4 protein-coding genes are annotated in these 6,606 nt (G+C 71.3%); 3 read left to right on the forward strand and 1 reads right to left on the reverse strand.

Features of this window, described 5'->3' with window-relative positions; translation table 11 throughout:
• From JFN87_RS31450 to JFN87_RS31460, 3 genes are all read left to right on the forward strand, one after another.
• Nucleotides 1-1,257 (forward strand): LCP family protein (locus JFN87_RS31450; RefSeq protein WP_245182714.1); only part of this gene is annotated, 1,257 nt, incomplete at its 5' end.
• A gap of 235 nt (nucleotides 1,258-1,492) precedes the next feature.
• Nucleotides 1,493-3,265 carry an LCP family protein gene (locus tag JFN87_RS31455; RefSeq protein WP_209345655.1) on the forward strand — a complete coding sequence of 591 codons (1,773 nt, stop codon included), beginning with the start codon at nucleotides 1,493-1,495 and terminating at the stop codon, nucleotides 3,263-3,265.
• Between the two features lie 47 nt (nucleotides 3,266-3,312).
• On the forward strand, nucleotides 3,313-5,061 hold the full coding sequence (locus tag JFN87_RS31460) for an LCP family protein (protein WP_209345658.1): 1,749 nt from the start codon (nucleotides 3,313-3,315) through the stop codon (nucleotides 5,059-5,061).
• A gap of 103 nt (nucleotides 5,062-5,164) precedes the next feature.
• Here the strand turns inward: JFN87_RS31460 and JFN87_RS31465 are convergent, their stop codons facing one another.
• Nucleotides 5,165-6,208 (reverse strand): glycosyltransferase family 2 protein, encoded by a 1,044-nt coding sequence (locus JFN87_RS31465; protein ID WP_209345659.1) that lies wholly within the window; start codon nucleotides 6,206-6,208, stop codon nucleotides 5,165-5,167.
• Between the last annotated feature and the right edge of the window lie 398 nt (nucleotides 6,209-6,606).

Raw genomic sequence — 6,606 nt, forward strand, 5'->3', positions numbered from 1 at the left:
GGCGACGCGGGCCGCGGCGGCGAGCACACCGGCGCGCCCGGGAAGAAGGCGGCGCGCGGCCGCCGCCCGTGGCTGCGGTGGATCGCCGGCGGCGTCGGCGTCGTGGTGCTCGCGGCCGCGGGCACGGGCTGGTGGCTCTACCAGAAGCTCGACGGCAACATCACGGCCGACACCCACGCGGCCGCCGAGCTCCAGACGTACGAGAAGGAGCGCCCCACGCCCGTCGCGCTCGACGCGCTGAACGTCCTGCTGATCGGGTCCGACACCCGCTCGGGCAAGGGCAACGGCAAGTACGGGCGCGACGACGGCGGCACCGCACGCTCCGACACGACGATCCTGCTGCACCTCGCCGCCGACCGTAAGAGCGCCACGGCCGTGTCGATACCGCGCGACCTGATGGTGCACATACCGAGCTGCGGCAGGGCCGACGGCACGACCACGAAGGCGCGGTTCGCGCAGTTCAACTGGGCCTACGAGTTCGGCGGCACCGCCTGCACGACCCGCACCGTGGAGAAGCTGACCGGCGTGCGGATCGACCACGAGATGGTCATCGACTTCCAGGGCTTCAAGGACATGATCAACGCCATCGGCGGCGTGCAGATATGCCTGGACCAGCCGGTCGACGACCAGGAGGCGCACCTGCACCTGCCCGCCGGCAGGCAGACGGTCCGCGGCGAGCAGGCACTCGGCTTCGTCCGCGCCCGCCACGGCATCGGCGACGGCAGCGACACCCAGCGCATCCAGCGCCAGCAGGGGTTCCTCGGCGCGCTGTTCAAGAAGGTGCAGTCCAACGGCGTCCTGCTGAACCCGGCACGGCTCTACCCGCTGCTCGACGCGGCGACGAAGGCCATCACCACCGACCCCGGGCTCGCCAGCCTGCGGGATCTCTACAACCTCGTCCACTCGATGCGGGGCGTGCCGACGGACAAGGTGCAGTTCGTCACGGTGCCCGTGCGGCCCTACAGCCTCGACCACAACCGCGACGAGATCGTGCCGGGCCCGGCGGAGCGGCTCTTCAAGCAGGTGCGCGACGACGCGCCCGTCACCGTGAAGCCGTCGCCCGCGCCCGGCACGGGCGATCCGTCCGGCTCCGCGTCGGGACCACCGGCGGATACCGCCGGTAAAGACTCCGGCAAATCCACGGACGGGGCCAGCGGCGCGCCCACGGCATCGTCCACCGCTTCGCCCGGCGCGTCGCAGGCGTCGCCGGGACCGACGTTCACAGGAACCAATGCCAGTGTCGGGCTGTGTGCATGAGAAGCACGTGAGTGAACGGTGAGCGAGGAGAACCGCACAGGACAGGACGATTGGGCGTATTGCCCGCTTGTAAGGACGCAGCACCGCCGCACCGGCGTCGCTCCAGGGCGAACCGGACGGATAGTGTGTCGCGATCCGGCGTATGCGGCGGCCACCGCGGCGCACCGCCGGATCGAAGACCTGGCGCCCGAGGGGGAGGCGCTTCGCGTGGCACCGACGGAGGATTCGGACGACCGTGGATGCACATGACCGTGGGCAGGGCGAGATCGACCCGGCCGACCAGTGGGTCCTCAACCCGGAGACAGGCGACTACGAGCTGCGACTGGACAATCCCGCAGCGCAGCCGCCGCCCCCTCGGTCGGGTGGCACGTCCGGCGGTTCCCGTGCGGACGCGCCCGGACCCCGGGCCGCCGACGGTCGCGCCGCCCGCCGTACGTCACCCGACGGCGGCCGAGGCGCCGCTCCAGGACGTGGCGCGCCGAGCGGTCCCGACGTGCCGGGCCAGCGCGGCCGACGCGGGGCTCCCGCGGCCGCGGGGCCGCCGCCGAGCCGCCGCAAGGGCAAGGGCGCGAAGAAGTCCGGCAAGAAGAAGGCCCTGCTGTGGACGAGCGGCGTGCTGGGTTTCCTCGTGCTCGCCACCAGCGGTGGCGCGTACGCGTACTACCAGCACCTGAACAGCAACCTGTCGACGGTCGACGTCGGCGGCGCGGGCAGCCAGAGCGGTTTCGACCCCGGCAAGCCCATCAACATCCTGCTGATGGGCACCGACAAGCGCACGGGCAAGGGCAACGAGGGGTACGGCGACGCGGGCAGCGTCGGCCACGCGGACACCAACATCCTGCTGCACGTCTCGGCGGACCGTACGAACGCGACGGCGCTGTCCATCCCGCGTGACCTGATCACCGACATCCCGGACTGCCGGACCAAGGAGCCGAACGGGCAGACGAAGGTCATCCCGGGCACGCCGCACGTGCGGTTCAACACCAGCCTCGGTCAGGACGGCCGCGACCCGGGCTGCGCCATGCGGACCGTCCAGGAGATCACCGGCGTCAAGGTCGACCACTTCATGATGGCCGACTTCAACGCGGTCAAGACGCTGTCGACCGCGGTCGGCGGCGTGCCGATCTGCGTCGACCACGCCGTGGACGACCCCAAGTCGCACCTGAAGCTGTCGAAAGGCGAGCACACCATCGAGGGCGAGCAGGCGCTCGCGTTCGTCAGGACGCGGCACAGCTTCGGCACGGGCAGCGACCTCAGCCGCATCCAGGTGCAGCAGCAGTTCCTGAGCGCGCTGCTGAGGAAGCTGAAGTCGAAGGACACGCTGAGCAGCCCAACAAAGCTGGCGAGTCTCGCGGAGGCCGCCACGAAGGCGCTCACGGTGGACACCGGCATAGGGTCCATCAAGAAGCTGACCAGCCTCGCGGGCGAGCTGTCGAAGGTGAACCCGAAGAACATCACCTTCACCACGCTGCCGGTGGTGGACAACCCGGACGAGGTCGTCCACGCGACGGTCGTGCTGAACGAGGCGCAGGCGCAGCCCATCTTCGACGACCTGCAGAACGACACCTCGCTCACCGAGGTGAAGAAGAAGACGAAGTCCAAGGACGACAGCGTGCTGAAGGGCCCGAAGGCCGCGGCGAACGACGTCAGGGTGGACGTCTACAACGGCGGCGCGCCCGCCGGTTCCGCGCAGGCCACGCTGTCGTGGCTGCAGAACACCAAGCAGGCGCCCAAGACGACCAACAAGGGCGACGCCACCACCGAGGTGGCGAAGACCACGCTGGAGTACGCGCCGAACCAGGCCGACCAGGCGCGCACGGTCGCCGCCTGGATGGGGCTGCCGGCGTCGGCCCTGAAGAAGGGCACGAAGGACGCGGTGGGTCTCCAGGCGATGACGCTCACGCTGGGCAAGGACTTCAAGGGCGCGGGGACGCCCCTGACGGGTCCGGCGAAGCTGCCGGACACCGTGCAGAAGGTGGAAGCCGACAAACAGGTCTGCGCCAAGTGACGCCGGTGATCCGGCGCGCGGGCAGGTCCTGAACCGAGGGGGAACGGGTGGGTCAGGACAGCGCGCGCCGCGCCGGCGCGAGGGGACGGGCGCGAGACGCCCGCGGGCGCGGCGCGGACGGCGGCTCCTACGGGCACGCGGCCGACGCGGGCGCCGGTACGACGGTCCGTACGGCGACGGTGCCGGAGCAGCGCGGCCCGGGGACTGCTCCGGGCCAGGCGGGCGCGGGCGGCGGCGGGCGCCGCGGCAAGGACGGCGGCGGTGGCGGTGGCCGCTCGTCGCGGCGGCGCAAGAAGCAGCGCAGGTTCAGGGCGCTGCGCTGGATCGCCGGCGTGCTGTCGCTGCTCGTCCTCGCCACGGCCGGGGCGGGGTATCTGTACTACCGCCACCTGAACGGGAACATACGCAGCGGCTCCCGCACGGGCGGCCACTCCGACGTGAACAAGCCGAAGGCGAACGCGGCCGGGCAGCGGCCGCTGAACATCCTGCTCATAGGCTCCGACTCCCGCGCGAGCGCGGCGAATGTCGCGCTCGGCGGCGGCAAGGACCTGCGCGACGATCCCCCTCTCGCGGACGTCCAGATGCTGCTGCACGTGTCGGCGGACCGCAAGAACGCGTCGATGGTGTCGATACCGCGTGACACCCGGGTCGACATACCGGAGTGCAAGGACGCGAAGACCGGCAAGGACTACCCGCCGACGAACGCGATCATCAACACCACACTCGCCCGCGGCGGCGCCGGCTGCACGCTCTCCACGTGGGAGAAGCTGACCGGCGTCTACATCGACCACTGGATGACGATCGACTTCGCGGGCGTCGTGAGGATGGCGGACGCCATCGGCGGTGTGCCGGTGTGCGTGCAGGAGAACGTCTGGGACCACCCGACGCCCGCGGTGCCGGGCGGATCCGGGCTGAGGCTCAAGGCGGGCACGACCAAGGTCAAGGGCAAGCAGGCGCTCCAGTGGCTGCGCACCCGGCACGCGTTCGCGAGCGACCTCGGCCGCAGCAAGGCGCAGCACATGTACCTCACCTCGATGTTCCGCCAGTTGAAGTCGCAGAACTACTTCACCAGCCCGATGAAGCTGACGGGCCTCGCCGACGCGGCCATCAAGGCGCTCAAGGTGTCGGACGAGATCGGCTCGGTCCCCAAGCTGTTCGACCTGGGCATGCAGCTCAAAAACGTCCCGATCAACCGCATGACCACGGTGACCATGCCGACGATCGAGGACCCGCAGAACATCAACCACGTCCTGCCGAAACCGGGGGACGCGGACCAGCTGTGGTCGCTGCTGCGCGACGACGTGGCACTGGACAAGAACGGCAAGGCCAAGTCCTCCGCCACCCCGAAGCCCTCCACGAAGGCCAGTGTGCCCGCGCCGAGCGATCCCCCCGCCCAGACGGCGGTGACGGTGTTCAACGGCACCGGCGGCGACCAGGCGCCCGTACCCGGCCGGGCCCGTACGATCAAGGAACTGCTGGTGGGCAAGGGCTACGGGCGTGCGGAGACGGACTCGACGCAGAAGCCGCAGAAGGACACCACGGTCCTCTACCCGCGCTCCGCGCTGGCCGGGGACGCGCAGGGCGTGGCCAAGGCGCTCGGTGTGCCGTCGAGCGGTGTGCACCAGTCGGCGTCGGTGACGGGCGTGACGGTCATCGTGGGCGCGGACTGGCGCGAGGGCACCACGTACCCCAAGCACGAGAAGCCGAAGGCCGGTTCGGTGCCGACGTCGGCGGACGTCCTGAACGGCGGCAAGAAGGACGCCTGCATGCCGGTGTACAAGCCCTACCAGTGGTGAGGCGCGTGCGGCGCCGCTGACCGGCTCACAGCGGAAGGCCGCCTGACGTGACGTCAGGCGGCCTTCGCCGTACGGTTCTGCGGCCTCCCGGGGCCGCGCGGGGTCAGACCGCCGCCGGGTCCTTCGGCACGGCGGGCCTGCGGCTCGCGATCACCCGCCTGGCGAGCGAGCGCGGGCTCGTCAGGAAGCCGTAGCCCCAGGCCATGTGCATCGTGGCGAGCGCCACCGGGATCTGCAGGCGCGCCTTGGCGCCGAGGCCCTTGCCTGCCGGTACGGAGCCGGCGGCGATGCCGGCCGCGTACGCGGCGGGCACGAGGAACGCCCACGGTGTGACGGCCGCGCCGACGACGATGCCCGCGGCGATGGCGCACACCGCGGTCGGCGGCGCCAGGTAGCGCAGGTTGATGGAGCCGGCGTGGTAGCGCGCCACGACGTGGCGCCAACGCCCGTAGTCCTTGTACTGCTTGGCGAGCGCGCGCACGGACGGGCGCGGCCTGTACTGGACGCGCAGCTCGGGCGAGAACCAGATCGAGCCGCCTGCCTCGCGGATGCGGAAGTTCAGCTCCCAGTCCTGAGCTCGGATGAACTCCTCGTTGTAGCCGCCCTGTTGCTCCAGCGCCTCGCGGCGGAAAACCCCGAGGTACACCGTCTCGGCGGGGCCGGCCCGGCCGCCGGTGTGGAACGCGGCGTTGCCCACACCGATCTTCGACGTCATCGCCGCGGCGACGGCCTCTTCCCAGGGCGTCTCGCCCTCGGCGTGCATGATGCCGCCGACGTTCTGCGCGCCGGTCTCGTCGAGGAGGCGCACGGCCGTGGCGATGTAGTCGGGCGAGAGCATGCCGTGCCCGTCGACGCGCACGACGATGGGGTGCGAGGACGCCTCGATAGCGGCGTTCAGCGCGGCCGGTGTGCGGCCCGTCGGGTTGGGGACGGTCTGCACGCGGCGGCCCCGGCCGCCCTGAGCGTTCTCCCGCACCAGTTCGGCGGCGATCTCGTCGGTGCGGTCGGTCGAGGGGCCGAGGGCGATGACGACCTCCATCTCGCCCTCGTACTCCTGCTCGAGGATGTGCCGGACGGAGTTCCTCAGATGACGTTCCTCGTTGAGCACCGGCATGATCACGGAGACCGCGGGCGAGTGGTCAGACATGGGGTCCTTCGGGGTCCTGATGGGGACCTTGTTCGCAAGGTCGGAAGCGGGGGTTTCGGGAGCGTGGGTTCGGGCGTCACGTTACCGCGAACGGGGGACAGGCAGGCGTGCCGCCCGCTCCGGGACAGGTGCAGCTCATCGTATGGACCTACGGTTCCCGTGGTCGTCCCTGTATGTCCGCCACGTCCGTTCCGGCCCCGGCCGGAAGGGGCGTCGTCACCGCCCCCGGAGGTGTCCCCCGTGCCCGTGCCTCCCCGGCAGCCACACCGTCAAGGCCCCGTCCTCGGCGCCCAGCGGCAACGCCAGGGACGGGCGCCGGGCGGCGCTCAGGGCCGCGCGAAGGGCGGCGCTCAGGGCCGAGCTCAGGGCCGGGGCGCGGGCGGCGGGGGGGGGGGGGG

Source organism: Streptomyces montanisoli (assembly GCF_017813245.1).
Lineage (GTDB): Bacteria > Actinomycetota > Actinomycetes > Streptomycetales > Streptomycetaceae > Streptomyces > Streptomyces montanisoli.